We start from the raw sequence: 23,439 nt of genomic DNA on the forward strand, positions 1-23,439 counted from the left end.
GGCGCTCTCCTTAGCTCACGGCTTTGGCTGCCGCGGTCGCGCGGTACTCGCTGACCGGGTGATACCGGTCGTAGAGCATCGTCAGAGTGGTGACCAGGAAGACGAAGAACAGGGTGTCCGGCAGCGACAGGTCCCCGTTGCCCCGCGTCAGCAGCAAGTCGGCGACGAACACCAGCACGATGTTGATCACCAGCAGGACAAGGAACGAGAACGCGGCCGAGTCCCACCCGTACCCGCGCCGTGCGCTCCACAGCCCGATCGCGGAGTTCAGCACCACGAAGAACGCGATGCCGAGGAACAGTCTGAGGTCGCTGGTCTGTACGCCGGGCAGCACCCGCCCGTAGATCACGCTGGTCAGCCCGATCAGCACGATCTTCTCGACGGCTGCCATGTCCAGCACCCGGTTGTGCGCGGCGCGGTACGCCATCCGCTCGCTGGCCTCGTCCATCGCTACCGGCAACGGGTCGGCGCTCAGCCGCAACGTCCAATCGGGTGGACTGAGCCGCGGCCGTACGACGAACCACAGGACTGCTGCAAGTGCCAGCAGCGCGACGATCAGCGCCGGGAGGAACCACGGTACGTCGCGGATCGTGTCGGTCAGATCGAGCTTGAGGACGTGGATCCAGGTCTCCTGCGGCAGCTTGATGAAGATCCAGATCCCGGCCGCGACCTTGACCCAGAACCGGAACCCGTACCGCATCGGGTCCCGCCGCGCGCGCACGCCCTCGTAGGCGATGAAGAAGTACTCGAACGTGTTCGGGAACACCAGCAGCAGGAACCGCAACCCGGTGAGCTCGAACAGCACCGCGCCGACCTGACGGTAGAAGAACAGGAACCGGCTGATCTTGACCGCGCCCGGGTTGGTCCAGTTGCGCAGGCTCGCGAGGTAGGCGATCGACAGGTAGAACACGTCCATCGCCTTGTCGTAGCTCTGGTAGTTCGGCGGTTCGACGTTGAAGAGCTGGAAGATCGTCTGGTCGACGCCGTCGAGGAGCAGACAGGCGATGATCGCCGGCAACGGGTACCGCAGGATAAAGAACGGCAGCACGAAGCGCGCCAGCACGACGGCCCAGAACACCACCTGGACGTCCATCCGCCACTCCCATCCGTCCGACTCAGGCTACGACCGCAACCGTCTCACGGGCTTCACCTCAACCCGGGGGTTTTCCACGGCCGGTCGGCGCCACCGGCGGGACCGGCTCACCCTTGACGTACGACGCCCGCCGCCGCCTCCTCCGGGACGCGTGATGCCGCCGGACCCGATGTCGGAGATGTTCGAACCCCCTGGTCCGACGCGGAGGAGAGCTACGACATGCCGGACTCCCCCGACTCCCCACCGCCGGAGACCGCAACCGCCCCAGAGGCCCCGACCGCCCCGGACGCCTCGCCGCCGGAGACCGCTGCGCCGCCTCCGGCGGGTGGTGACGCGGCGGCCTCGTGGTCCCTTCCGCGCGGCGTGGTAGTCCTGCTCGGGACCGCCGGCGCGATCATCACGGCCGGCGGGCTGCACGGGTTCTCGAGCATCGCGGGACCGGTGTTCCTGGCGCTGATCCTCACGATCGCGGTCAGTCCGCTGCGCCGGTACCTGATCCGGCGTGGCGTGCGCACGTGGATCGCCGCCCTGATCGCGCTGGTCGTGGTGATCGCCATACTGCTCGGCCTCGCCGCCGCGCTGGCCCTGTCCCTCGCGCGGCTGGCGACGCTGCTCCCGACGTACCAGGACACGTTCGCGCAGCTCATCAACGACGCCCGCAGCTGGCTCGCCCACCGGGGCATCGGCAACCAGGAGATCCAGCGCGTCCTCCAGGCGTTCGACCTCGGCAAAGCGCTCGGAATCCTGCAAGGCTGGCTGACCAAGCTGCTCGGCGTGTTCTCCGACCTCGGCTTGATCGTCATCCTGCTGTTCTTCATGGGCATGGACGCCAACAGCTTCTCCGCACGGCTGACCGAGGCCGCAAAACACCGGCCCGGAATCGCCGGCGCGCTCACCAGCTTCGCGCGCGGCACGACGCGGTACCTGGTCGTCTCGACCATCTTCGGCCTGATCGTCGCCGTGGTGGATGTGGGCGTCCTCTACGTGCTGAGCGTCCCCCTCCCGTGGCTGTGGGGTCTGCTCGCCTTCATCACGAACTACATCCCGAACATCGGCTTCATCATCGGCGTCGTGCCGCCCGCGCTGCTGGGACTACTGGACAACGGCTGGTCAGCCCTTGTCTGGGTGATCGTTGCGTACTGCGTCATCAACTTCGTCTTCCAGTCGATCATCCAACCGAAGATCGTCGGCGACGCCGTCGGTATGTCCACCACCCTGACGTTCGTGTCCCTCATCTTCTGGGCCTGGGTCCTGGGTCCACTGGGCGCCATCCTCGCGATCCCCCTGTCCCTGCTGGCGAAAGCCCTCCTCCTGGACGCCGACCCCTCCACCCGCTGGGTCAACGGCCTGATCACAGGCACCGACGACGTACCCGAGAAGCAGCCGGAGCGGCCCGCCGCGGCCGTCCCACCGGCCACGCCTGAGTTCAGCTAGCTCCCGCGGGGAACTGCTACACCAGCTCCCCGAAGGCCTCGATCGACCGCAGCGCGTCCGCTTGCGACATCCCGGGAGGCTGGATCCGCAGGATGATCCCGTCCGCGCCCAGCGCCTCGTAGTGCGCCAGCCGATCAGCACACTCGGCCGACGATCCGATCACGCTACGATCCACGATCTCGTCCCAGCCCTGGGTGTACCGGCTGACATCCGTCGACGTACGTTTCCACCCGGTGTAGGCGTCGTACAGGTCTCGCAACGGCTCCTCCAACGCCGCCCGCGCATCCTGCGAGGTCGCACCGCAGTACCCCTCGCGACACAAGATGACCTCCTGCCCGAGCGTCCCCTCCCCGCGCGGATACGACAGGTACTCCGAGATCTTCGCCGGCAGGTCCGCGTCCAACTCGTTGAACGACGTCGTCCACCCGTCACACATCCGCGCGGTCCGCTCCAGCACAGCCGAGACCCGCCCGCCGTTCCAGATCCGCGGTCGCGGCGACTGCACCGGTCGCGGCGACAGGTACGCCTCCTGGATGCTCGTGAACTTCCCGTCGTACGTGACCTCGTCCGACGTCCACAGCCGCGTCAGGATCTCCAGCCCCTCCTCGAACCGCGCGACCCGCTCCGACTGCGTCACGCCGTACAGCGCGAACTCCTCCGGCCGGTATCCGAGCACGAATCCGGCCGTCACCCGGCCACCGGACAGTACGTCGATGTGGGCCAGCGTCTCGGCGAGTACGACAGGGTCGTACAAGGGCGCGACGATTCCCGCCGTGGCGATCCCGATCCGGGACGTGTGCGCGGCGAGCCACGTCATCGAGGTGAGGATCTCGTGGTACCCGGGCCGGTGCAGGTGCCGTTCGCCGAGCACGACCCACTCGAACCCGGCCTGCTCGGCGAGCTTCGCCTGCTCGACCACGTCGGCCAACCGGGGCCGCTCGTCCGGGGTGCCGTAGAGGTTCAGATACAGACCCAGCCGCATCGGGGTGCCACCTTCCGTTGACAGGGAGCGCTCAGGGTATTTACGGTCTTGACCGTAAATGCTTTCCGCTCAGATTGCGACCCTAGGAGCCGGAATGAGTCTTGCAGCAGAACCGGCAGGGTTGCCGGCCGGGGCACCAGCGGTATCCGGCCCGGCGGAAACGGCGTCCTCGGCACCGATCAGCGCGATCAAGACCCGCGTGGTCAGTGCGCGGTACCGGCGTCCGTTCCAGATCAGCAGCGGTATCAGCACCCAGCTCATCAGCCTGGTGGTCGAGGTCCACACCGCCGACGGGGCCGTCGGGATCGGCGAGACGTCACCGATGACGGCGTACACCGGGGAGACGCTGGCCGGCGTACAGGCTGCGATCGAGGAGCACCTCGCGCCGGCCCTGATCGGTCGCGACCCGCTCGACCGGGCCGGTGCGCACGTGGTGATGGACGGCGTACTGCGCGGCCAGCAGGTCGCCAAGTCCGGCCTCGACATCGCGCTGTACGACCTAGCCGGTCGGCTGAGCGGCTGGCCCGTCCACACCATCCTCGGCGGCAGCGTCCGCGATCGCGTGCAGACCACGTGGGTCGTCGGCCTCGGCACGCTGGACGAGATGGCCGCGGAGGCAGCGGAGTACGCCGAGCGCGGCTTCATGCACCTCAAGGTCAAGGGCGGCCAGGATCCGGCCAAGGACCTCGAGCTGATCCGCGCCGTCCGCGCTGCGATCCCTGACGACGCTGAGCTGTGCCTTGACGCCAACGAGGGCTACGACGCGACCACAGCGCTCCCGTACCTCGCCAAGATGAGCGCCGCCGGGCTGACGCTGCTGGAGCAGCCCCTGCCCCGTTGGGACCTTGCCGGGCTCGTAAGACTGCGGGAACGCCTCGACGTACGCGTGATGGTCGACGAGAGCATGCACTCGCTGCACGACGCGATGGAGATCGTGCGGCGCGGTGCGGCCGACGTACTGAACATCAAGATCCTGAAGGTCGGTGGACTCCATCGCGCGCTGCAGATCGCCAATGTGGCCGAGGCTGCGGGGCTGGCGGTGAAGGTAGGCTCGATGCCGGAGCTGGGCGTGGCCACGCTGGCCGCCGTACACCTGGCCGCCGCCGTGCCCGGTGCGACCGTCGCGGCGGACCTGGTGGGGCCGCTGATGGTCGACGAGGACCCGCTGGCGCCGAGTGTGTTCGCCGACTGCGACGGCTGGATCGACGTACCGAAGCGCCCAGGTCTCGGGCACGATGTCTGACGCTGTCTGTCGCTGTCTGACGCTGTTTGAGAGGACCTCATGCACCCACTCGTAGAGCGACTGCGCGGCACTCTGCTTCCCGCTGTGGTCACACCAATGGACGCCGACGGTGTCGTCGCGTACGACGCTCTCACCGCGTACGCCGGTGCGCTGACGACGCAGTCCGTCGGCGGGATCGCGGTGTGGGCGCACACCGGCCGCGGGCTGTACCTGTCGCCCGGTGACCGCGCGAAGGTGCTGGAGACGTGGCGGCAAGCGACCGACGTACCGATCGTGGCGGGTGTCGGCGTACCTCGCTCTGCTGAGGCGGCGGGGTTACAGGAGGCAGCCGACGCGACCGTGGAGATGGCTCTGGCCGCTGCGGCAGGTGGGGCGGACGCAGTGATGGTCTATCCGCTCGCAGCACTCGGCGAGCTGCCGGACGGGGACGCGCAGGCGGTGGCGCTGCACGAGAGGGTCGCTGCGGAGAGTGGGCTGCCGCTGGTCGGCTTCTACTTGCACGGGGAGGCTGGTGGGTATCCGTACTCGCCTGCACTGATCCGCGAGCTGCTGTCGCTGGACGCGATGCTGGGCGTGAAGACGGCGACGCTCGACCGGGCCATCGGCTGTCAGGACGCGATCTGGGCCGGGCGTGGCACCGGCAAGCTGCTGATCACCGGCGAGGACCGCATGTACGGGCCGTCGTTCATGTGGGGCGCGGACACGGCACTCGTCGGGATCGCGTCCGCCCAAGTGGAGCTGTCGGCCGCCGTACTGCGTGCTTGGACCGCCGGTGACCACTCCGGGTTCCTGACGGCGTCGGACCAGCTGGACCGGTTTGCGGCGGCGACGTTCTACGCGCCGATCGAGGGGTACGTGCAGCGGATGCTGTGGGCGGCCGAATGGGAGGGCCTGGTGCCGGCCGAGGCCGCGCACGATCCCTACGGTCCCGACCTGCCGCCGGGCGAACGCGACCTGGTGATCCGCTGCCTCGAGGAGCTCCACAGCTAGCCGGGCAGTGGGGTGGCGCGCTCCCTCCTACGCTCCACCACACCGCCACCGGCTGCGGACCGCCTCAGGCGTGGCGGGAATTGTGGTCTTGACCGAAACTATGAGAGTGCGCCCTGGACGTCAAGATCTCGGCGCTTGCTGCGCTATTCTGCGAGTTGAGGGCCAGACCAGAAGTTGTCGGAGGATGCCGTGCGGATCAGCTCAGCTTCGGGCCCGGTGACCTGATGGCGCTCACGGTCGGCATCGTCGGACCGGAGGACCTGGTCCAGCGCGTGACCGCGGTCGGCGCACCGAGCGGGACCACCCTCCTCCCGCTGGCCTACCGGCACGAGACCGAGGCGGTCGAGCTGGTCGAGCAGGCGCACTCCGACGTCGACGCGTTCCTGTTCACCGGCGTCGTCCCGTACACGATCGCCACCGAGGCCGGGGTGATCGACCGGCCGGCGATGTACGTCTCGTACGACGGCGCGACGCTGCTGCGCGCACTGGTCGAACTGCTGCGGCTCGGACACAACGTCACGCAGTTCTCGATCGACACACTGCGCCGGTCCGAGGTGATCGAGACGCTGATCGAGGCGAAGCTGCCGACCGAACACATCCACGTGCTGCCGTACCGGCCCGGGCTGACGTCGGACGACATCGTCGAGTTCCACCGCACCGCGCGCGAGAAGCACAACACGAAGGTCGCGATCAGCTGCCTGGGTTCGGCGTTCCACCTGATCGAGAACGAGATGCCGTCCGTGCGCCTGGCGCCGTCGCGCTACTCGATCCGGTCCACTCTGCAGGCACTCGTCCTGACGACGACCGGTCAGCATGTCGGCGACGCCCAGGTCGCTCTCGGGGTGATCGATCTACCTGAGCCGGACGATGCGCTCGCAGCCGACCTCATCACGCTCGGAGGCAGCCTCGCCGCACTGCCCGACGGGCGACACCTGGTCGTCACCACGCGCGGGTTGCTGGAACAGGCGACGGAGCAGTTCTCCCGCATGCCCTTACTCGACCACCTCGCGGCGCGGCACAGCACGGCGTACGTCGGGTTCGGCGTCGGCCGCACTGCGGCTGAAGCGGAGGCGCTCGCTCGCAGAGCCGTCAGCCGGGCTGCGTCGATCGGGTCCGTCGCCGGCGTGGTCTCGATGTCCGACGACGTCGAGATCGTCATCGAACCGAGCGGCGACCAGCCCACCACCGCCCGTGGCACGGAAAGCCTGCCCCTCCTCGCGCGCCGGGTCGGCCTCAACACCCAGACCCTCGCCCGCATGCGAGAGCTCACCGCCACGCTCCCCGACGGCCTCACCACCCAAGACGTAGCCGACCACCTGGCCGTCCAACTCCGCACCGCCCGAAGAGTCCTGAAACGCCTCGAACGAGCCGGCCTCGCCGCCCCCACCGGCACCCAACAACACGGCCGCACCGGCCGCCCACCCACGGTCTACCTGATCCGCCTGTAGGTCTACGCCGTGTACTGAAGTGCTTCCTTCATGCGCTTGTAGGAGTGGCTTCTTCGTCACTGGGTGTATCACGGCTCGGTGAGCCTGCTCTTTACGGAGCTAGTACCGCGCACCGAGGGGGACCTCAGATGACCGGCAACGACTCAAACGAACCACCGCCGTACATTCCCGGGCCGAATCCCGGGCGGGTGGGAGAGCGTCAGCAGTTCCAGCAGCCCCAGCAGTACGGGCAGCCGCCACAACAGCAGTACGGACGGCCACAGCAACAGCAGTTCCAGCAGCCTGGACGGTTCCAGCCGCCGGCGGAGATGCAGCCGTGGCAACCGGCACCACAGCAGCCGGTGCCGATGCCTTACGCCTCGATGCAGCCGGCACCGATGATCAAGCCGAAGAACCCCGGCGCAGCAGCTGTCCTCAGCTTCCTGATACCCGGCGTCGGCCAACTGATGAACGGCGACATCGGCCTCGGCATCCTCATGATGATCCTGACCGGAATCGCGTACGCCTCGCTCTTCGTCGCGATCGGCTTCCTCCTGGTACCGGCGATGTACATCTGGTCGATCATCCAGGCCTACACCAAGGCCAAGAACTGGAACGTTGCCCACGGCATCATCTCCTGAGGCGACGGCGGGTCAGAAGCAGGTCCGGTCCTCGCTTCGCGGGTCGTCCACACGGCGGCTGCGGTAGATGTCGCCGAGCAGGGCGGTCCGCCTCCACGGTCGGGCCTTGTCGAACCAGACGCTGTACGCCGACCGCTCGAGGTCGGCGTACACCAGTCCCTCGCCACCGTCGAGCTGCGCGACGTAGCGCCCGTCGGGGCCGATCACGCCGGAGTTCATCAGGTGTGAGGTCTGGGAAGGCAGGGCCATTCCCGTCCAGTACGTGTTGATCGACGCATAGGCACGCGCCTTCGCCTCGAAGACCTCGTCGACGGGGTACGCCGACAGCAGCAGGCAGTCGACGCCGAGTTCACCGTACTGCGTGAACAGGTCGGGGAAGTTGATCTCGACGCAGATCGCGCAGCCGAACCGGTACCCGTCGACGTCGAACACGACCGGCTCGAAACCGGGGCTGTAGAACGTGGTGATCTCGGTGTGCGAGCAGAACCGCTTGTCGTAGCGATCGACGATCGTCCCCTGATCGGAGATCACGTACAGGCTGTTGTGCGGCCGGTGGGGCGGAGTCAGCGGATGCGCGGAGCCGAGCACGACCCAGATCCGCAGCTCGGCGGCCAGGGCGATGATCTGCTCGAGCTCGCCGCGGACCGCCGGCCAGTCGACGTGGCCCCAGTCCTGGATCTGTTCCTTGGCGTACCCCGACAGAAACCCTTCGGGGAACTGCACCAATCGGGCCTGTTCAGCGCCGGCTTCGCGCATCAATCGCCGTACTGTCTCGCCGTTGCTGCGAACGTCGGCGGTCGCGGTGGTCTGCGCCACGGCGATGCGAAGAGATTGCTTGGTCACGGTCATCCTCCGTACCCCGGGCACGCGGCTCCCCCAGCGACCACGTCCGAGGCGGTCGGATCGATGACAGCGACCTGAGACCCGAAGTCCCTTTGCCTTCACGGTGGATCACGCTGGGGGCGATCGACGAAGGTTCGGCGTAGGCCACGCCGCAGCACATCGTGCCCGCTGGGCCCGAATCCCGTCAAGCGACGCCTGGGGTGATGACGGTGATGCCGGGCGGGGTTCCAGCGGATAGTGCTGCGAGGGCGGCGGGGGTTTCGGCGAGGGTGATGGTTCGGGTGATGAGCTCAGCCGGGTGGAGGTTGCCTGAAGCAACTAACGCGAGCATTTCGGGGTAGGCGTGGGCGGGCATGCCGTGGCTGCCCAGCCAGGACAGTTCCTGGCCGATCAGGCGACCTACGTCAAGCTGGACGCCGGAGGGCAGCAGGCCGATCTGGACGTGGCGGCCTCGGGGGCGGAGGGACGTCAGGGCTTGCTGGACGATGTCGCTGGAGCCCAGGGCGTCGATGGTGACATGAGCCCCGCCGAGATCCTGGATCTCGGCGGCGACCTGGTCCGAGGCCTCAACTGTGTGCACGGCGCCGTACTCGCGGGCCAGCTTCAGCGCGTCGGGGTTGGTGTCGATCGCGACGACTGAAGCACCCAGGGCGCTGGCGATCATGACGGCGGACAGGCCCACGCCGCCGCAGCCGAAGACGGCTACGCGTTCGCCGGCGCGGACCTTGCCGACCTGGTGAACCGCGCGGAACGACGTCGCGAAGCGGCAGCCCAGGCCGGCGGCAGTGGCGAAGTCCATATCGTCAGGAAGGCGGACCAGATTCACGGAGGCGTATGGCACAGCGACGTACTCGGCGAACGAGCCCCAGTAGTTGAAGCCGGGCTGTAGCTGGTTGGGGCAGACCTGTTGGTTGCCCTCCAAGCACTGCTCGCAAGTGCCGCACGCGCAGATGAAGGGAGTCGTGACCCGGTCGCCGACCTGCCAGCCGGTCACGCCGGCGCCGACCGCCGCGATCGTCCCCGCCAGCTCGTGCCCGGGCACGTGCGGCAGCACGATGTCGGCGTCGTGGCCCATCCAGCCGTGCCAGTCGCTGCGGCACAGCCCGGTCGCCTCGACTCGCAAAACGACCGCGCCGTCCGCCGCGACAGGCTTCGGGACGTCCCGTACGACGGGCACGACGCCGTACTCCTCAATGACTACTGCGCGCATCGGGCCAGCTTAATCAGCCGCCCGCGACCGCCGGGATGATCGAGACCTGGCCGCCGTCCTTGATGGCGGTCTGCAGGCCGTCGGCGAAGCGTACGTCGTCATCGTCGACGTACACGTTCACGAACCGGCGCAGCTCGCCCGCGTCGTCCAGCACGCGACCCTTGATCCCCGGGTACGACGCGTCCAGCGAGTCGAGCACCTCGGTCAGCGTCGAGCCCTCCGCGGACACCTCGGACACGCCCTGGGTGTACGGACGCAGGATGGTCGGAACCCGAACGCTCACACTCACTGCAGGCCTGCCTTCACGAAGGCGTCGTACGACGCGGGGATGGTCACCTTGGGGCCGACCCGGTCGGCCACGGCGTCGAGCGTCTTCAGCCCGTCGCCGGAGTTGATGATCACGGTCTCGGCCTCGGGGTCGAGCTGGCCGGTCGCGATCAGCTTCTTCAGCGTCGCGACGGTCACACCGCCGGCAGTCTCGGCGAAGACGCCCTCGGTCCGGGCCAGCAGCTGGATGCCCTCGATAACCTCTTCGTCGCTGACGTCCTCGATCGCACCACCGGTCCGGCGGGCGACGTCCAGGACGTACGGACCGTCGGCCGGGTTGCCGATCGCCAGCGACTTCGCGATCGTGTCCGGCTTGACCGGCTTGACCACGTCGTGGCCGTCGCGGAACGCCTGCGCGACCGGAGAGCAGCCGGTCGCCTGCGCGCCGTACACCTTGTAGTCGGTGGCGTCGACCAGGCCGAGCTTGCCGAGCTCGGTGAAGCCCTTGTCGATCTTGGTCAGCTGTGAACCGGACGCGACCGGGATCACGATCTGCTGCGGCAGCCGCCAGCCGAGCTGCTCGGCGATCTCGAACGCCAGCGTCTTGGAGCCTTCGGAGTAGTACGGACGGACGTTGACGTTGACGAACGCCCAGCCCTCCTCCTCGCCGGCAATCTCGGAGGCAAGCTTGTTCACGTCGTCGTAGTTGCCCTCGACGGCGACCAGCGTGCCGCCGTACACAGCGGTGGTGATCACCTTCGGGCGCTCGAGGTCGTGCGGGATGAACACGACCGAGCGGATGCCGGCCCGGGCGGCGGCCGCGGCGACGGCGTTGGCCAGGTTGCCGGTGGAGGGGCAGGCGAAGACCTTCATGCCCAGCTCGCGGGTCGCGCTGAGCGCGGAGGCAACCACCCGGTCCTTGAAGGAGTGGGTCGGGTTGCCGGAGTCGTCCTTCACCCACAGCTTGCGCAGGCCGAGCTCGCGGGCCAGGTTGCGGGCGTCGATGAGCCGGGTGTACCCCGGCTCGGTGTTCGGGTAGCTGGCCACGTCGACGGGGACGGGCAGCAGCGGCTGGTACCGCCAGATGTTCTTGGGTCCGGCCTCGATCTGCTCGCGGGTGATCGTCGGGTACTCGTATCCGACCTCGAGCGGACCGAAGCACTCCATACAGGCGTAGAACGGGCCGAGCGGCGACTTCGCCCCACAGGCGCGACAGCTCAGGTGCGTACCGTTGCCGAAGGCACCTTCACGGATCGTGTGGGTGGCGGTCTGGCTCATGAGTGAGGTTCCCCTCTCATCTTCCCCGGGGGCCGGATCTCGGCGCGGGACGGATTTGGCACCGTTCCCTCGCTGAGATCACCCCGGACGGGGTCTCGACGGGGAGGGTTGCCGGGACGTCAACGGGCCGTTTCCCTCAGTCCCTCTGGATGAGCTGCCCCCGAGATTACCCAATCGGGTCCATATTGTGTCTTGTGATCCCACCATCCGAGACGGGCGATCTCAGCTCCGGAGCAGCTCAGGCGGCCCGGTCCCGGCGTACGTCGAGCATCCGCATCAGTGGAGTCGCGGCGACGCCGTGGACGACCACACTCAGCACGACGGTGAAGCCGACGGTCGCCCACAGCCACGGCAGGTCGGTGCGGAAGTCGGCGCCGGCGTACGCCAGGTAGAACACCGAGCCGACGCCGCGGATGCCGAACGCGGCGGTGACCCAGCGTTCGGAGCGACGCATCGGCGTCCCGGCCAGCGACACCCAGGCGGTCAGTGGACGGAGGACCAGCACGAGCAGGACGCCCAGCGCGGCACCGGCGAAGGTCAGCGGCCGCAGCAGCCCGGCCGTGATCGCCGATCCGAGCAGCAGCAGGATCCCCCAGGTCAGGATGTGTTCGAGCTGCTCGATGAACCCGTGCAGCTCCTCGTGGAAGTCGTGGTGCCGCTCGGCCGCGCGGAGCGTCAGAGCGGCGATGAACACGGCAACGAATCCGTAGCCGTGCAGCACCTGGGCGAGTCCGTAAACACCGAGCGTCATCGCGAGGGCCAGCACGGGTTCCCGCGACTCCGCCAGGCGGAAGGTGCGCGAGGGTGCGGAGAAGGCCATCTTGCCGAGCAGCCAGCCGACCCCGACGCCGACCAGTACGCCGATGACGGTCCGCCCGATCAGATCCCAGGCGAACCACTCGAGCGCCCAGCCACCCACCGCGCCCTTCGTGGCCCCGAACACGGCCGCGTACACGAACGGGAACGCCAGACCGTCGTTCAGGCCGGCTTCCGAGGTCAGCGCGAAGCGGACCTCGTCGTCCTCCTCCGGCTCGGCGTCCGCGCCGGTCGACGGGCCCTGGACCTGCACGTCCGAGGCGAGGACCGGATCGGTCGGCGCGAGTACGGCGCCGAGCAGCAACGCGGTCGCGGGCGCCAGGCCGAGCAGCCAGCCCGCACCGGCGACCGCCGCGATGCAGGCGGGCATCGCGACGAGCAGAAGCCGCCAGGTCACCTTCCACCGGTGCCAGCCGATCGGGCGGTCGATCGCCAGGCCGACACCCATCAAAGCGACCAGGATGGTCAGCTCGGCCAAGTGCTTGGTGAGGCTGGACTCGACGATCGGACTGAGGTGGGACTGGTCGACAGCGAGCCCGAGGAGCACGCCCGCACCGAGGAAGCCGATCGGTGCGGAGACGGCGTACCGGCGGAGCAGACGCGGCAGAACGGCGCCGAGCAGCAGCGCCAGGCCTGCGACGAGATACAGGCCGTCCCCGTTGATGGTCATAGTGTGGGTCTAGCGCAGTCGATGGGTCGCCCCCGGAGTGTGGGTGGGTAGCGCCTTGCGCGGGCCGTAACGGGGATGACCGATCCCGGTCAGCTCCAACAGTCGTTGCACCCGGAAACGGTGTCCTCGATAGGGCTCGATCAGCTCGGCGCAGCCGTCGTCATCCAGCTCCTCGCCGATCAAGGCGTACGACACGTTGCGCGACACGTGGTAGTCCGCGAACGAGAACGCATCCGCGTCCCCATGCGCCCGCTGCCGTACTTCGGCCGCCGTCCACACGCCGACTCCCGGCAGGGACCGCAGCCGCCGCTCGATCTCCTCGGAATCGGTCAGCTCGAGCGTCCGCTCCAACGCCTTCGCCCGCGTCGCCGCGGTCAGCACGACACGCGACCGCCGCCCCTCGACACCGGCCCGCAGCCACTGCCACGACGGGATCCGCCGCCAGTCCTCCGGCGCCGGGGGCACCATCATCTGCCGCCCGTCCGGTGCGGCCGGCCCCGGCGCAGGTTCGCCGTACTCACGGAGCAGCAGCCGCCACGCCCGGAACGCCTCCTTGCCGGTCACGACCTGCTCGATCGCTGCCGCAGCCATGGCCTCGAACACCGCCCGCGTCCGCGGCACGCGCACATGGGGAAACCGCCGCGCCGCATCCACCAACGCCCGATGCTCCGGCAGCGGCTCGAACCCGTCCCAACTGTCCCGGTCGCCCAGCAACTCCGGCACGGCGTCGAGCGCCCACTCGGCCCCAGGGCCCCAGGCCTCGGCCTCCACACCCCCGGCGTGCGGAGTCAACCGCAGCTGCACTGGTCCGTCAGGCGTCCGGGTGGCCCGCCACACCGTCCGCCGCCCCGCATCGAACACGTACGCCGGATCGCCCGGCCCCTTCCGAAGGCCTCCGATCACCGAATGCGGATCGACCACTCGCCCCGCGCGCCAGACCCGCACCACCGAACTCACCCGTCAAGTCTTACCCACCCCGCCGACAGAACCGCATACTGGGCGGCATGACGGCCTGGCAGTGGGTCAAGTTGGTGGGAAACTTCCTCAATCTGTCCACGCTGGCCGGCACCTTCGTCGGCATCCTGGGACGAGCGAAATTCACCCGCGGCCCACGCGGCCTGTACTTCGCGAACGGCTACAAGCTCGGCTTCCCGGTCGCGGGCGCGTTCACGATCGGCAACGTCATCCTCAGCAAGAACGACCGCTCGTACTTCGACGATCCGGCGTTGCTGCGGCACGAGGAGCGCCATTCCTGGCAGTACTTCTGCCTGATCGGGTTGCCGATGCTGCCGTTGTACGTCGTCGGCGTGGTGATCTCTTTCCTTCTGACGGGCGATCCGGCGTCACGGAATCCGTTCGAGCGGATGGCCAACCTGAAGGACGGCGGGTACGTCGAACGGCCGATCCAGCCGCTCGGGAAGACCGTGACGCAGGCGTTCAGCGTGCTGAGATCGCGTCCGAAAGGGCCGTGAGGACGGTCACCACACCGCTCGGATCGTCGACGACGATATCCGCGGCCTCGATCAGCTCGGTCGCGTTCGACGACCGCGTCGCCAGCAGTACGGCGGCCAGCCCGTGCTCGCGCTCCTCGGAGATCGCCCGGTACGCGGCGAGGTCGCCCAGGTCGTCCCCGGCGTACAGGATCGACCGGGCGCCGGTCGACTCGATCAGGCTGCGGATGGCGACGCCCTTGTCGATGCCGCGCGGGCGCAGCTCCAGCACGAGGTTGCCGGGCTCCAGCCGCAGCTCGGTCTCCTCGGCCAGCGCGGTCAGCGGCCCGCGCAGCAGCTCGAACGCACCGGTCGGATCATCCAGCCGCCGCGTGTGCACCGCCAGTGAGCTGTCCTTGTCCTCCACAAAGGCATCCGGTACGCCGGCCTCGGTCAGCAGCCCCGGCAAGCGGCTTCGAGCCGTCGCGACCCCAGGCGGCACCGGCGCGGTGGTCACCTTGCCGGTCGCGGCGTCCCACCGCTCGAGTCCGTAGTGGCCGAGCACTACGAGCTGACCGAGACCGGGGTGAGCGCTGACTCCCGAGAGCTCCGTAGCCACGAGCGCTGGACGACCGGTCACGATCGCCACCTGGCCGACCGACCGGGCCAGCCGGGCCAGCGCGTCCAGAGCGCCCTCGACGGGCCGGGATCGGGCGGGGTCCTCGACGAGCGGCGACAGGACGCCGTCGAAGTCGGACGAGATCACTGCGGTCGCCGGGTCGGCGACGATGGCTTCCCAGCCCGCCCGCCCGGCGTCGGTCTCGATGACCGGAGTACTCATCCGGCGTAGTCCGAGGTGAGGATCACGGTCAGGCGATCCTTCTTCATGTTGTCCAGCGCGCCCTTGCTCCGGCCGACGCCGATGTCATGTGCGAGCTGGTTCGCGGCGTCCAGCATGCCCGGCGGGTAGTACACGGTGCTTTCGGCGATCTTGCCGTGCCAGTTGTCGGGCGAACCGGCGACCGTCCAGCCGGCCTGCCGCGCCCGGCCCGCGACCTCGTCGGCCAGACCCTTGCGCGGCGTGTTGTTGTACACCTCGATCGCCGGCCGCTCCTCCACCGGGATCGTCACCGGCTGCGTCCCAGGCGCCTGAGTAGGCGGCTGGGTAGGTTGCGACGTCGGTTGCGTCGGTGCGGTCGACGACGGTGCGCTCGTCGGCGCCGTCGACGGCTTGGACGGCGTGACCTCCGGCGGCGTCGTGGTCTGGGTGGAGGGCCGCGGGATGCTCGCGGCGACGGTTGAGGGTCCGGACGACGGTTTGGGCGACGGCTTGCTGCTCGGCTTCGCCGCAGCGCCGGACTGCTCGTCGGCCTTGCTGTCGTGCCCGCGGGTCCCGAACAGCACCAGCAGACCGGCCACGATCGCGACGACGGCAGCCACGGCGACGAGGGAGGACAGCACCTGACCCCGCTCGCCACGGGATGCCCGAAGGCGGGACATGGTCAGACCTCGATGCCCAGTCGGCGTGCGGAGCGGGCGCGCTGGCGGGCGGCGCGGAGGCGGCGCAGGCGCTTGACCAGCAACGGGTCGTGCGCGAGGGCCTCGGGCCGGTCGATGAGCGCGTTGAGAACCTGGTAGTACCGGGTCGCCGACATCTGGAACTGGTCCCGGATCGCCTGCTCCTTCGCCCCGGCGTACTTCCACCAGTGGCGCTCGAAGGCGAGGATCTGCCCGTCCCTCTCGGAGAGTCCGGCGACGGCCGGCGGCGCAGCTTCGGCGTGGCCGGAAGAGCTGGCGTTGGCGCTGTCCATCTGCTGCTGACTCCTGTGCGGTCGGTGATCGTCCGTCCGCGCTCCACTGTACGTGTTGAACAACAGCGATGTCATTCACCCGTGACACGACACGGAGCGTGTCGTCGGCGGACGGCCGGGTGTCAGCAACTCTGGCAGGATCTCTGCCGTGAGCTCAACTTCTTCCAGCCAGGCGCTGGTGGACGAGCTGCAGGCCCGGATTCGTGAGGTGGACCCGCTGGTCAACGCCATCTGCACGCCCAACCCCGCCGCTCTCACCGAAGCCGCCCGTCTCGACACCGAGCGCGAGAACGGCCGCGTTCGCGGCCCGCTGCACGGCGTACCGGTCCTGGTCAAGGACAACATCGACACCGCCGACCTGCCGACCACGGCCGGCTCATTGGCCCTGGCCGACCAGCCACCGCCGCCGGATGACGCCCCGCTGGTACGCCGTCTCCGCGAAGCCGGCTGCGTGATCCTCGGCAAGACCAATCTGAGCGAGTGGGCCAACTTCCGCGGCTCGGCCTCCTCCTCCGGCTGGAGCGCGTACGGCGGTCTCACGCGCAACCCGTACGCCCTGAACCGCTCCGCGGGCGGCTCCTCGAGCGGTTCCGGCGCCGCAGTGGCCGCTGGACTGGCGCAGTACGCGATCGGCACCGAGACCAACGGATCGATCGTCTGTCCGGCCGCGCTGAACGGCATCGTTGGTCTCAAGCCCACTGTCGGACTCATCCCGCAGCAGGGCATCGTCCCGATCTCGCACTCGCAGGACACTGCCGGTCCGATGACGAGGACTGTCACCCAGGCGGCGGCACTGCTGTCGGTCCTCACCGGCAACCAGACGGACTACACCGAGGCCTGCCGGGGCACTGACCTCAGCAACGTGCGCATCGGCGTGCCGCGTGGGCCGCTGTGGGGTTACTCCACCGGGCTCGACCAGGTCACCGAGCACGCGCTGGAGATCCTCAGCAGCTGTGGAGCGACGCTGGTCGACCACCTGTCGCTGCCGACGCCGGGTGGCGACGAGGACCAGTTGCAGGTGCTGTCACATGAGCTGAAGGTCGACCTGGCGGCGTACCTGGCCACTCGGGTCCCTGGGGGTCCGCGGACGCTGGACGACCTGATCGCTTTCAACAGGGACCACGCGGACGTAGAGCTGCAGTGGTTCGGACAGGAGCTGTTCGAGCGGGCAGCGACCACGGACGGCCTCAGCTCCCCGGTGTACGTCGCCGCGCGCCTGACCGCGCTCCGGGCCGGCCGGGACGGCATAGACGACCTGCTCCGCGAGAACCAGCTCGACGCGCTGGTCAGCCCGTCGTACTCACCCGCCTGGGCCATCGACCTGGTGAACGGCGACCACGTGCTCGGCGGCTCGTCTTCGCACGCGGCACTGGCCGGCTACCCGCTGCTCTCGCTGCCGTCCGGAATGGTCTCCGGACTGCCGGTCGGGATCACGTTCAGCGGCACGGCGCGAAGTGAGGTCACGCTCATTCGCTTGGCTCACGCGTTCGAAACCGCGAGAATCGCAGCAGACGGACCGTTCCCGACCCCGGAGTTAACCCAGTGGGTATAGATCGCGTCAGATGGGGCATCGTTGCTACTGGCAACATCTCGACCCAGTTCACGCACGATCTGGGGCTGCTCCCCGACGACGCCGTCGCCACCGCGGTCGCGTCCAGGTCCCAGGACAGCGCGGACCGCTTCGCGGCCGAGTTCGGCATCCCGAACGCGTACGACGACTACGGCAAGCTGATCGATTCCGGTGACGTCGACGTCATCTACATCGGTACGCCGCATCCGCAGCACTACGCGATCGCGCGGACCGCGTTGCAGGCCGGCGTCGCCGTACTGTGCGAGAAGCCGGTCACGCTGACGGCCAAGCAGGCGCGTGACCTGGTCGCGGTCGCGGCCGAACACAAGACGTTGTTCGCCGAGGCGATGTGGATGCGGACCAACCCGGTGATCCAGGCGGTCTTCGACGACCTGGCCAACGGCGTGATCGGTGAGCCGCAGCAGGTCGTTGCCGACTTCGCTTTCTACAAACCGTCACTGCCATCGCGGTTGCTCGACCCGACGCTCGGCGGCGGATCGCTGATGGACGGCGGCATCTACCCGATGACGTTCGCCTACATGGCGCTGGGCCGACCGGCCGAGGTGAAGGCCGTCGGTTCCCTCAACGAGGACGGCGTGGACCTGAACGTCGCCATGGCCTGGCGGTACGACTCCGGAGCGGTCGCCGCGCTCACCTGCGGTCTGCGTTCGCAGAACCCGTGGGTCGCGTCGATCAGCGGGCCGGAGGGCAGTCTGCAGCTGCCGCACCGCTTCCACCACCCCGACTACTATGTGCGTACGACTGCTTCCGGAGCGGAGCGGATCGACGTGCCGACGCATGGGCGTGGGTACCACTATGAGGCAGGGGCAGTGATCCAAGCGCTGCGTGCGGGGGCCCTCGAAGTACCGGCGTTGCCTCATGCCGCCACGCTCGAGGTTCTCGACCTGCTCGACGAGACCCGGAGCCAGATCGGGGTCCGTTACCCCGGTGACGACGACGACCTGAGTGGATGACGCTGAACATGCCGAACGGTAGGAGTTCCTTCGTAGTGGTGGCCAACCGGCTGCCGGTCGACCGGATCGAGATGCCCGACGGCAGTACGGCGTGGCGCCGCAGTCCAGGCGGCCTGGTCACCGCGCTCGCACCGGTCATGCAGGGCCACCACGGCGCCTGGATCGGCTGGACCGGAAGCCCGGACGAGAAGCTCGACCCGTTCGACAACGACGGTATGCATCTGGTCCCGGTGATGCTGTCGGCCGAGGACGTGCAGCTGTACTACGAGGGCTTCTCCAACGCGACGCTCTGGCCGCTGTACCACGACGTGATCGTGGCGCCGGAGTTCCACCGCGAGTGGTGGGAGTCGTACGTCGCGGTGAACCGCCGGTTCGCGGAGGCCGCGGCGGAGGCTGCCGACGACAACGCCGACGTCTGGGTGCACGACTACCAGCTGCAGCTTGTCCCCGCGATGCTGCGCCGGCTGCGTCCCGACGTACGGATCGGGTTCTTCCTGCACATCCCGTTCCCGCCGACCGAGCTGTTCGCGCAGATGCCGTGGCGGCGGCAGATCCTCGACGGGCTGATGGGCGCGGACCTGGTCGGTTTCCAACGACCGGGTGCGGCCTCGAACTTCGCCCGGCTGGCCCGCAACCGGATGGGCCTGCGGACCCGCGGCGACCGCATCCACCTGCCGGACGACCGGATCGTCCGGGCGAAGGCCTTCCCGATCTCGATCGACGTCAACGAGCTGGAGAGCCTGGCCCGTCAGCCCGAGACGACGGCCCGCGCGGCCGAGATGCGGCAAGAGGTCGGCAACCCGTCGCACATCCTGCTCGGCGTCGACCGGCTCGACTACACCAAGGGCATCCGGCAACGGTTGCGCGCGTTCGGCGAGCTCCTGGACGAGAAGCGGATCTCGGTCGACGACGCGGTGTTCATCCAGGTGGCGACGCCGTCGCGCGAGCGGGTCGAGCAGTACCGCGTCCTGCGGGACGAGATCGAGCTGCTGGTCGGCCGGATCAACGGCGAGCACGGCCGGATCGGCACGCCGGCGATCAACTACCTGCACACGTCGTACTCGCGGACCGAGATGGCGGCGCTGTTCCGGGCCGCGGACGTTGCCGTGGTGACACCGCTGCGCGACGGCATGAACCTGGTCGCGAAGGAGTACGTGTCGACGCGGTACGACGACACCGGCGCGCTCGTGCTGAGCGAGTTCGCCGGCGCGGCCGACGAGTTCCGGCAGGCTTTCCTCGTGAACCCGCACGACATCAACGGCATGAAGGACACGATCGTCGACGCGATGAACACCGACGACCGCCAGCTCGGCCGCCGGATGAAGGCGATGCGCAAGCACCTGGCCGCACACGATGTGAACGTCTGGGCGCAGAGTTTCCTCAAGGCGCTCCATGACCAGGACTGACGAGCGGGTTCTCGCGCTCGATCTCGGTACGTCGTCGGCACGCGCGCTGGTGCTGTCCGGCGACGACGCGTCGCCGATCCCGGGCGCGCTGGCCCGGCACAAGATCGCCCCGACGTACGGCCCGGACGGCTCCGCGACGCTCGCCCTGCACGAGTACGTCGAGGGGCTGCTCGGCTGCCTGGACGAGCTGCAGCAGAACGGTCATCTCGAGAACATCGGCGCGATCGTGCTGTCCTCGCAGTGGCACTCGATCGTTGCGCTTGACAACAAGGGTGCCGCGCTGACGCCGGTGATCACCTGGGCCGACACGCGCTCGGTCGACCTCGCCCCGTCGGTCGACGAACGCGCCTTCCATGCACGCACCGGCGCCTGGCTGCACCGGCTGTACTGGACCCGCCGGATCCCGTGGCTGTTGGCGACCGGCTCCCCCGCGGAGTTCGCCGGGCTGCCTGATCTCGTGCTGGAGCGGCTGACCGGCGAGCGGGTGACCTCGGTGTCGATCGCGTCCGGGACCGGGACGCTCGACCTGGCCACCGGCATGTACGACGACGAGGCGCTGGACATCGCCGGCGTACGCGCGGACCGGTTGCCGTCGATCGTGCCGACCGGGTGGACCGGGTCGTTGTCCACGGAGTACGCACGCCGTTGGCCGGGGCTGGTCGGCGTACCTGTGCATCCGCCGACGGGCGACGGGGCCGCGTCGAACGTAGGGACGGGCGGATACGACGCGGGGACGGCTGCTGTGACAGTGGGGACGTCGGCTGCCGTACGCGTCGTGCATCCGATCGACGACGCGCCTGAGCTGCCGTGGGAGCTGTGGCGGTACCGGGTCGATGACAAGCGCGCGGTGACCGGGATGGCGTTCTCCGCGGCGGGAAACCTGCACGCCTGGTTGACCGGCGTACTGCGGCTGGAGGCCGATGAGCTGGCGGGCGCGGAGATCGGGGCGTCACGGGCGATCGCGATCCCGTTCATGGCCGGCACCAGGCCACCGGCGACTGTGCCGAGCGGGTCCGGGGTGTTCTTCGGATTGTCGTTCGACGACACTGCGGCGGATCTGCTCGCAGCGTCGTTGCTGGGCGCGTCGCTGGAGGTCGACCGCGGGCTGCGCATGCTCGACTCGCTGTTCGGGCGGAAGCTGGACGTCGTACTGGGTGGTGGCGGCATCGACGCCTCTGAGTGGTGGCGACGCTGTCTGACCGCGACGTTCGCCCGGCCGACAACGGTGTGCGCTGAGGCCGAGGTGGGTGCGCGTGGGGCGGCGGCCGTCGCACTGGGCCTGTCACCCTCACCGGGCGGCGAGCACCTGACCCCGGTGGACGCTGAGGTCAAGCGCGTGGCAGCCATGCGCCCCCGGTACGAGGCCCTCCGCGAGCTCGCCGTACAGGCCTCCCAGCAGCGGGCCTGATCCTCGACGTACTGCGTTCGCGGTACGGCTCGCATACTGCTCGAGCAGGACGCCGACGTACTGGTCGCCACGTACTGTGAAGAGCATGGGTGCGCTGTCGCGGTGGTGCCGGTGCCTGGGGATACCCCCGGTCGCCGCGGACTGTCTGCTTGCCGCGGTCATCCTCGCGCTCAACCTGGTTCTGCTCGGTCAGCGCCACGCTGGAGAGGTCGCCGCGACCGTGTCGGGCGTGTTGCTGTGTACGGCGGCTGCTGTCGGCATGGTGTTCCGCCGGAAGGCTCCGCTGGTCGCGCTCGGGCTCACCACGGCCGCCGGGGTCTGCTACGCGATCACCCAGCAGGCGAAGAGTCCGATCGGGCTGTTCATGGCGTGCGCGGCGTACATGGTGGTGCTGCGCACGGACCACCGCACGCGGGGTACGTCGATCATCACCGTGGTCGCGGTGACGCTGGTCGCCGCGGCTGTGTTCACGAACGGTGAGCTGCTCGCGAACCTCTTCAACGGCTTGGTGGTGCTGTTCGGAGCGGCGATCGGGGAGGCGACGCGGTACCGGCGCGCGTACGTGCAGGAGCTGGAGGAGCGGGCGCTGCGGGCCGAACAATCCCGCGACGAGGAGGCGCAGCGACGGGTGATCGAGGAACGCCTGCGCATCGCCCACGAGCTCCACGACGTCATCGCACATCACATCGCACTGATGAACGTGCAGGCTGGTGTCGCAGCCCACGTACTCCGTTCCGAACCCGATGAGGCCGAACACGCCCTGTCGTTGGTCCGCTCAGGCGGCCGCACGGTGCTCCAGGAGCTAACCGTCCTCCTAGGCGTACTGCGCCGCTCGGGCTCGCCTCTCCCGACCGCTCCGACTCCATCGCTGCATGAGCTCGACGCGCTCATCCAGTCGTTCACAGCTGCCGGAGTTCAGGTGCACTATCAGCCGCCCGAGCCCCTCGGACCGCTGCCGGATGTCCTTGAGCTCACCGCGTACCGCGTGGTCCAGGAGTCGCTCACCAACGTCCTGAAGCACGCGCCGGGCGCACCGGCGCGTGTCCGCCTCACGCAGACCGCAGGTGCCCTGACCGTCGCGGTCGACAACCCCGAGCCTGCCTCGGGCTCGGGCACTGGTGCCAGGCCCGGCGGAGGGCATGGGCTGGTCGGTATGCGTGAGCGGGTTACCGCCGTGGGTGGAACGTTGTCTGCCGGCCCGGCCGCGGGTGGTGGGTTTGCTGTGTGTGCTGTGCTTCCACTGGGGACGGGGGGTGTGGGTGATGATTCGGGTGTTGCTGGCCGACGATCAGACGTTGATCCGGAGTGGGTTCCGGGTGCTGGTGAGTTCAGTGCCGGATCTGCAGGTCGTGGCTGAGGCGTCCAACGGGCGCGAGGCGGTCGAGCTGGCCCGGTCCGAGCGGGCCGACGTGGTGCTGATGGACATCCGGATGCCCGAGATGGACGGTCTCGCGGCGACCCGGATGATCACCGCGGACGAAGCGCTGGCCGGCGTGAAGGTGCTGATCCTGACCACGTTCGAGGTCGACGAGTACGTGTTCGACGCGATCCGCGCCGGCGCCAGCGGCTTCCTCGGCAAGAGCGTGGAGCCGGCCGAGCTGATCGACGCCATCCGCGTGGTCGCGCGCGGCGACGCCCTGCTCTCCCCGAAGGCGGTCCGCGGCCTCATCAACCGCTTCCTCGCCGAACCCACGCCGGGCAACCCGATCGGCCCGACGGTCCTCGACGTACTCACCGAGCGCGAACGCGAGATCGTCGGCCTGGTGGCTCTCGGCCTGTCCAACGACGAGATCGCCGAACGCCTCGTGCTCTCGCCGTCGACCGCGAAGACCCACGTGAACCGGGCGATGGTCAAGCTCGACTGTCGCGACCGGGCCCAGCTCGTCGTTCTCGCGTACCAGACCGGTCTTGTCCGGCCCGGCGTACCGCAGGCGCAGTAGCCCGTA

At 68.9% G+C, this 23,439-nt stretch carries 23 protein-coding genes and 1 riboswitch; of the genes, 12 read left to right on the top strand and 11 right to left on the bottom strand.

Annotation, left to right across the window (positions count from 1 at the left end; genetic code table 11):
• Positions 1–10: 10 nt before the first annotated feature.
• Entirely contained in the window at positions 11–1,093 is a 1,083-nt protein-coding gene (locus tag EV653_RS20955) for a hypothetical protein (RefSeq protein WP_134105419.1), read from the bottom strand.
• 219 nt (positions 1,094–1,312) lie between these two features.
• Between EV653_RS20955 and EV653_RS20960 the strand changes: the two genes are divergently transcribed.
• The gene (locus EV653_RS20960) at positions 1,313–2,527 is read left to right on the top strand and encodes an AI-2E family transporter (protein ID WP_202871763.1); all 1,215 of its coding nucleotides are present in this window, start codon (positions 1,313–1,315) and stop codon (positions 2,525–2,527) included.
• Positions 2,528–2,543: 16 nt separating this feature from the next.
• Here EV653_RS20960 and EV653_RS20965 read toward each other — a convergent pair whose 3' ends face one another.
• Positions 2,544–3,509 carry an LLM class flavin-dependent oxidoreductase gene (locus EV653_RS20965; protein ID WP_134105420.1) on the bottom strand — a complete coding sequence of 322 codons (966 nt, stop codon included), beginning with the start codon at positions 3,507–3,509 and terminating at the stop codon, positions 2,544–2,546.
• Positions 3,510–3,603: 94 nt separating this feature from the next.
• Between EV653_RS20965 and EV653_RS20970 the strand changes: the two genes are divergently transcribed.
• The 4 genes from EV653_RS20970 (at position 3,604) to EV653_RS41725 (ending at position 7,810) form a co-directional block, all read left to right on the top strand.
• Entirely contained in the window at positions 3,604–4,752 is a 1,149-nt protein-coding gene (locus EV653_RS20970) for a mandelate racemase/muconate lactonizing enzyme family protein (RefSeq protein ID WP_134105421.1), read from the top strand.
• Positions 4,753–4,791: 39 nt separating this feature from the next.
• Positions 4,792–5,742 (top strand): dihydrodipicolinate synthase family protein, encoded by a 951-nt coding sequence (locus EV653_RS20975; protein WP_134105422.1) that lies wholly within the window; start codon positions 4,792–4,794, stop codon positions 5,740–5,742.
• Between the two features lie 224 nt (positions 5,743–5,966).
• The gene (locus EV653_RS20980; RefSeq protein ID WP_134105423.1) at positions 5,967–7,190 is read left to right on the top strand and encodes a hypothetical protein; all 1,224 of its coding nucleotides are present in this window, start codon (positions 5,967–5,969) and stop codon (positions 7,188–7,190) included.
• Positions 7,191–7,318: 128 nt separating this feature from the next.
• The gene (locus EV653_RS41725) at positions 7,319–7,810 is read left to right on the top strand and encodes a hypothetical protein (RefSeq protein ID WP_202871764.1); all 492 of its coding nucleotides are present in this window, start codon (positions 7,319–7,321) and stop codon (positions 7,808–7,810) included.
• 12 nt (positions 7,811–7,822) lie between these two features.
• Here EV653_RS41725 and EV653_RS20990 read toward each other — a convergent pair whose 3' ends face one another.
• The 6 genes from EV653_RS20990 to EV653_RS21015 all read right to left on the bottom strand — a co-directional run bounded on the left by EV653_RS20990 (position 7,823) and on the right by EV653_RS21015 (position 13,851).
• Entirely contained in the window at positions 7,823–8,653 is an 831-nt protein-coding gene (locus tag EV653_RS20990) for a carbon-nitrogen hydrolase family protein (RefSeq protein WP_238159928.1), read from the bottom strand.
• A gap of 184 nt (positions 8,654–8,837) precedes the next feature.
• A complete protein-coding gene (locus EV653_RS20995; protein WP_134105425.1) occupies positions 8,838–9,863 on the bottom strand; it encodes a zinc-dependent alcohol dehydrogenase family protein in 1,026 nt (341 codons plus the stop codon).
• A gap of 13 nt (positions 9,864–9,876) precedes the next feature.
• Positions 9,877–10,152, bottom strand: a complete 276-nt coding sequence (locus EV653_RS21000) for a ubiquitin-like small modifier protein 1 (RefSeq protein ID WP_134105426.1) — start codon at positions 10,150–10,152, stop codon at positions 9,877–9,879.
• A complete protein-coding gene (gene thrC, locus EV653_RS21005) occupies positions 10,149–11,408 on the bottom strand; it encodes a threonine synthase (RefSeq protein WP_134105427.1) in 1,260 nt (419 codons plus the stop codon). The genes EV653_RS21000 and thrC overlap by 4 nt, the downstream gene beginning before the upstream one ends.
• 13 nt (positions 11,409–11,421) lie before the next feature.
• Positions 11,422–11,564: riboswitch (SAM riboswitch) on the bottom strand.
• Positions 11,565–11,646: 82 nt separating this feature from the next.
• On the bottom strand, positions 11,647–12,894 hold the full coding sequence (locus tag EV653_RS21010; protein ID WP_134105428.1) for a cation:proton antiporter: 1,248 nt from the start codon (positions 12,892–12,894) through the stop codon (positions 11,647–11,649).
• A 9-nt stretch (positions 12,895–12,903) separates the two neighbouring features.
• Positions 12,904–13,851, bottom strand: a complete 948-nt coding sequence (locus EV653_RS21015) for a DNA-3-methyladenine glycosylase family protein (protein ID WP_134105429.1) — start codon at positions 13,849–13,851, stop codon at positions 12,904–12,906.
• Positions 13,852–13,898: 47 nt separating this feature from the next.
• Between EV653_RS21015 and EV653_RS21020 the strand changes: the two genes are divergently transcribed.
• Entirely contained in the window at positions 13,899–14,366 is a 468-nt protein-coding gene (locus EV653_RS21020) for a hypothetical protein (RefSeq protein ID WP_134105430.1), read from the top strand.
• On the opposite strand, the gene otsB is transcribed toward EV653_RS21020, so the two are convergent.
• From otsB to EV653_RS21035, 3 genes are read right to left on the bottom strand one after another with little or no spacing between them, the layout of a single operon-like run.
• Complete coding sequence (gene otsB, locus EV653_RS21025; RefSeq protein ID WP_134105431.1) at positions 14,332–15,165, bottom strand: trehalose-phosphatase; 834 nt, start codon at positions 15,163–15,165, stop codon at positions 14,332–14,334. The two genes, EV653_RS21020 and otsB, sit on opposite strands and share 35 nt — an antisense overlap.
• A complete protein-coding gene (locus EV653_RS21030; protein WP_134105432.1) occupies positions 15,162–15,824 on the bottom strand; it encodes a LytR C-terminal domain-containing protein in 663 nt (220 codons plus the stop codon). Before EV653_RS21030 ends, otsB begins: the two co-directional genes overlap by 4 nt.
• Before the next feature lie 2 nt (positions 15,825–15,826).
• Positions 15,827–16,135, bottom strand: coding sequence for a DUF3263 domain-containing protein (locus EV653_RS21035; protein ID WP_134105433.1), 309 nt, complete (start codon positions 16,133–16,135; stop codon positions 15,827–15,829).
• 148 nt (positions 16,136–16,283) lie between these two features.
• On the opposite strand from EV653_RS21035, the gene EV653_RS21040 reads away from it, so the two are divergent.
• The 6 genes from EV653_RS21040 (at position 16,284) to EV653_RS21065 (ending at position 23,433) form a co-directional block, all read left to right on the top strand.
• Positions 16,284–17,687 carry an amidase gene (locus tag EV653_RS21040; RefSeq protein ID WP_238159929.1) on the top strand — a complete coding sequence of 468 codons (1,404 nt, stop codon included), beginning with the start codon at positions 16,284–16,286 and terminating at the stop codon, positions 17,685–17,687.
• Positions 17,678–18,679, top strand: coding sequence for a Gfo/Idh/MocA family protein (locus EV653_RS21045; RefSeq protein ID WP_134105435.1), 1,002 nt, complete (start codon positions 17,678–17,680; stop codon positions 18,677–18,679). Before EV653_RS21040 ends, EV653_RS21045 begins: the two co-directional genes overlap by 10 nt.
• Positions 18,680–18,687: 8 nt before the next feature.
• Positions 18,688–20,085 carry an alpha,alpha-trehalose-phosphate synthase (UDP-forming) gene (locus tag EV653_RS21050; RefSeq protein WP_134105436.1) on the top strand — a complete coding sequence of 466 codons (1,398 nt, stop codon included), beginning with the start codon at positions 18,688–18,690 and terminating at the stop codon, positions 20,083–20,085.
• Positions 20,072–21,493: an FGGY family carbohydrate kinase gene (locus EV653_RS21055; protein WP_134105437.1), complete on the top strand. Its 1,422-nt coding sequence runs from the start codon at positions 20,072–20,074 to the stop codon at positions 21,491–21,493. The genes EV653_RS21050 and EV653_RS21055 overlap by 14 nt, the downstream gene beginning before the upstream one ends.
• Before the next feature lie 85 nt (positions 21,494–21,578).
• Complete coding sequence (locus tag EV653_RS21060; RefSeq protein ID WP_134105438.1) at positions 21,579–22,850, top strand: sensor histidine kinase; 1,272 nt, start codon at positions 21,579–21,581, stop codon at positions 22,848–22,850.
• Positions 22,756–23,433 carry a response regulator transcription factor gene (locus EV653_RS21065; protein ID WP_202871765.1) on the top strand — a complete coding sequence of 226 codons (678 nt, stop codon included), beginning with the start codon at positions 22,756–22,758 and terminating at the stop codon, positions 23,431–23,433. Before EV653_RS21060 ends, EV653_RS21065 begins: the two co-directional genes overlap by 95 nt.
• Positions 23,434–23,439: the final 6 nt, after the last annotated feature.

Source organism: Kribbella pratensis, from assembly GCF_004365355.1.
Taxonomy (GTDB): Bacteria; Actinomycetota; Actinomycetes; order Propionibacteriales; family Kribbellaceae; genus Kribbella.

Bases quoted from the DNA above. Each gene is read 5' to 3' on its own strand.
- EV653_RS41725 (WP_202871764.1), top strand. From the start codon at position 7,319: ATGACCGGCAACGACTCAAACGAACCACCGCCGTACATTCCCGGGCCG.
- EV653_RS20995 (WP_134105425.1), bottom strand. From the start codon at position 9,863: ATGCGCGCAGTAGTCATTGAGGAGTACGGCGTCGTGCCCGTCGTACGG.
- EV653_RS21055 (WP_134105437.1), top strand. From the start codon at position 20,072: ATGACCAGGACTGACGAGCGGGTTCTCGCGCTCGATCTCGGTACGTCG.
- EV653_RS20975 (WP_134105422.1), top strand. From the start codon at position 4,792: ATGCACCCACTCGTAGAGCGACTGCGCGGCACTCTGCTTCCCGCTGTG.
- EV653_RS20965 (WP_134105420.1), bottom strand. From the start codon at position 3,509: ATGCGGCTGGGTCTGTATCTGAACCTCTACGGCACCCCGGACGAGCGG.
- EV653_RS20955 (WP_134105419.1), bottom strand. From the start codon at position 1,093: ATGGACGTCCAGGTGGTGTTCTGGGCCGTCGTGCTGGCGCGCTTCGTG.
- EV653_RS21060 (WP_134105438.1), top strand. From the start codon at position 21,579: ATGGGTGCGCTGTCGCGGTGGTGCCGGTGCCTGGGGATACCCCCGGTC.
- EV653_RS20960 (WP_202871763.1), top strand. From the start codon at position 1,313: ATGCCGGACTCCCCCGACTCCCCACCGCCGGAGACCGCAACCGCCCCA.
- EV653_RS21065 (WP_202871765.1), top strand. From the start codon at position 22,756: ATGATTCGGGTGTTGCTGGCCGACGATCAGACGTTGATCCGGAGTGGG.
- EV653_RS20980 (WP_134105423.1), top strand. From the start codon at position 5,967: ATGGCGCTCACGGTCGGCATCGTCGGACCGGAGGACCTGGTCCAGCGC.
- EV653_RS20970 (WP_134105421.1), top strand. From the start codon at position 3,604: ATGAGTCTTGCAGCAGAACCGGCAGGGTTGCCGGCCGGGGCACCAGCG.
- EV653_RS21020 (WP_134105430.1), top strand. From the start codon at position 13,899: ATGACGGCCTGGCAGTGGGTCAAGTTGGTGGGAAACTTCCTCAATCTG.
- EV653_RS21030 (WP_134105432.1), bottom strand. From the start codon at position 15,824: ATGTCCCGCCTTCGGGCATCCCGTGGCGAGCGGGGTCAGGTGCTGTCC.
- EV653_RS21010 (WP_134105428.1), bottom strand. From the start codon at position 12,894: ATGACCATCAACGGGGACGGCCTGTATCTCGTCGCAGGCCTGGCGCTG.
- thrC (WP_134105427.1), bottom strand. From the start codon at position 11,408: ATGAGCCAGACCGCCACCCACACGATCCGTGAAGGTGCCTTCGGCAAC.
- otsB (WP_134105431.1), bottom strand. From the start codon at position 15,165: ATGAGTACTCCGGTCATCGAGACCGACGCCGGGCGGGCGGGCTGGGAA.
- EV653_RS21050 (WP_134105436.1), top strand. From the start codon at position 18,688: ATGCCGAACGGTAGGAGTTCCTTCGTAGTGGTGGCCAACCGGCTGCCG.
- EV653_RS21035 (WP_134105433.1), bottom strand. From the start codon at position 16,135: ATGGACAGCGCCAACGCCAGCTCTTCCGGCCACGCCGAAGCTGCGCCG.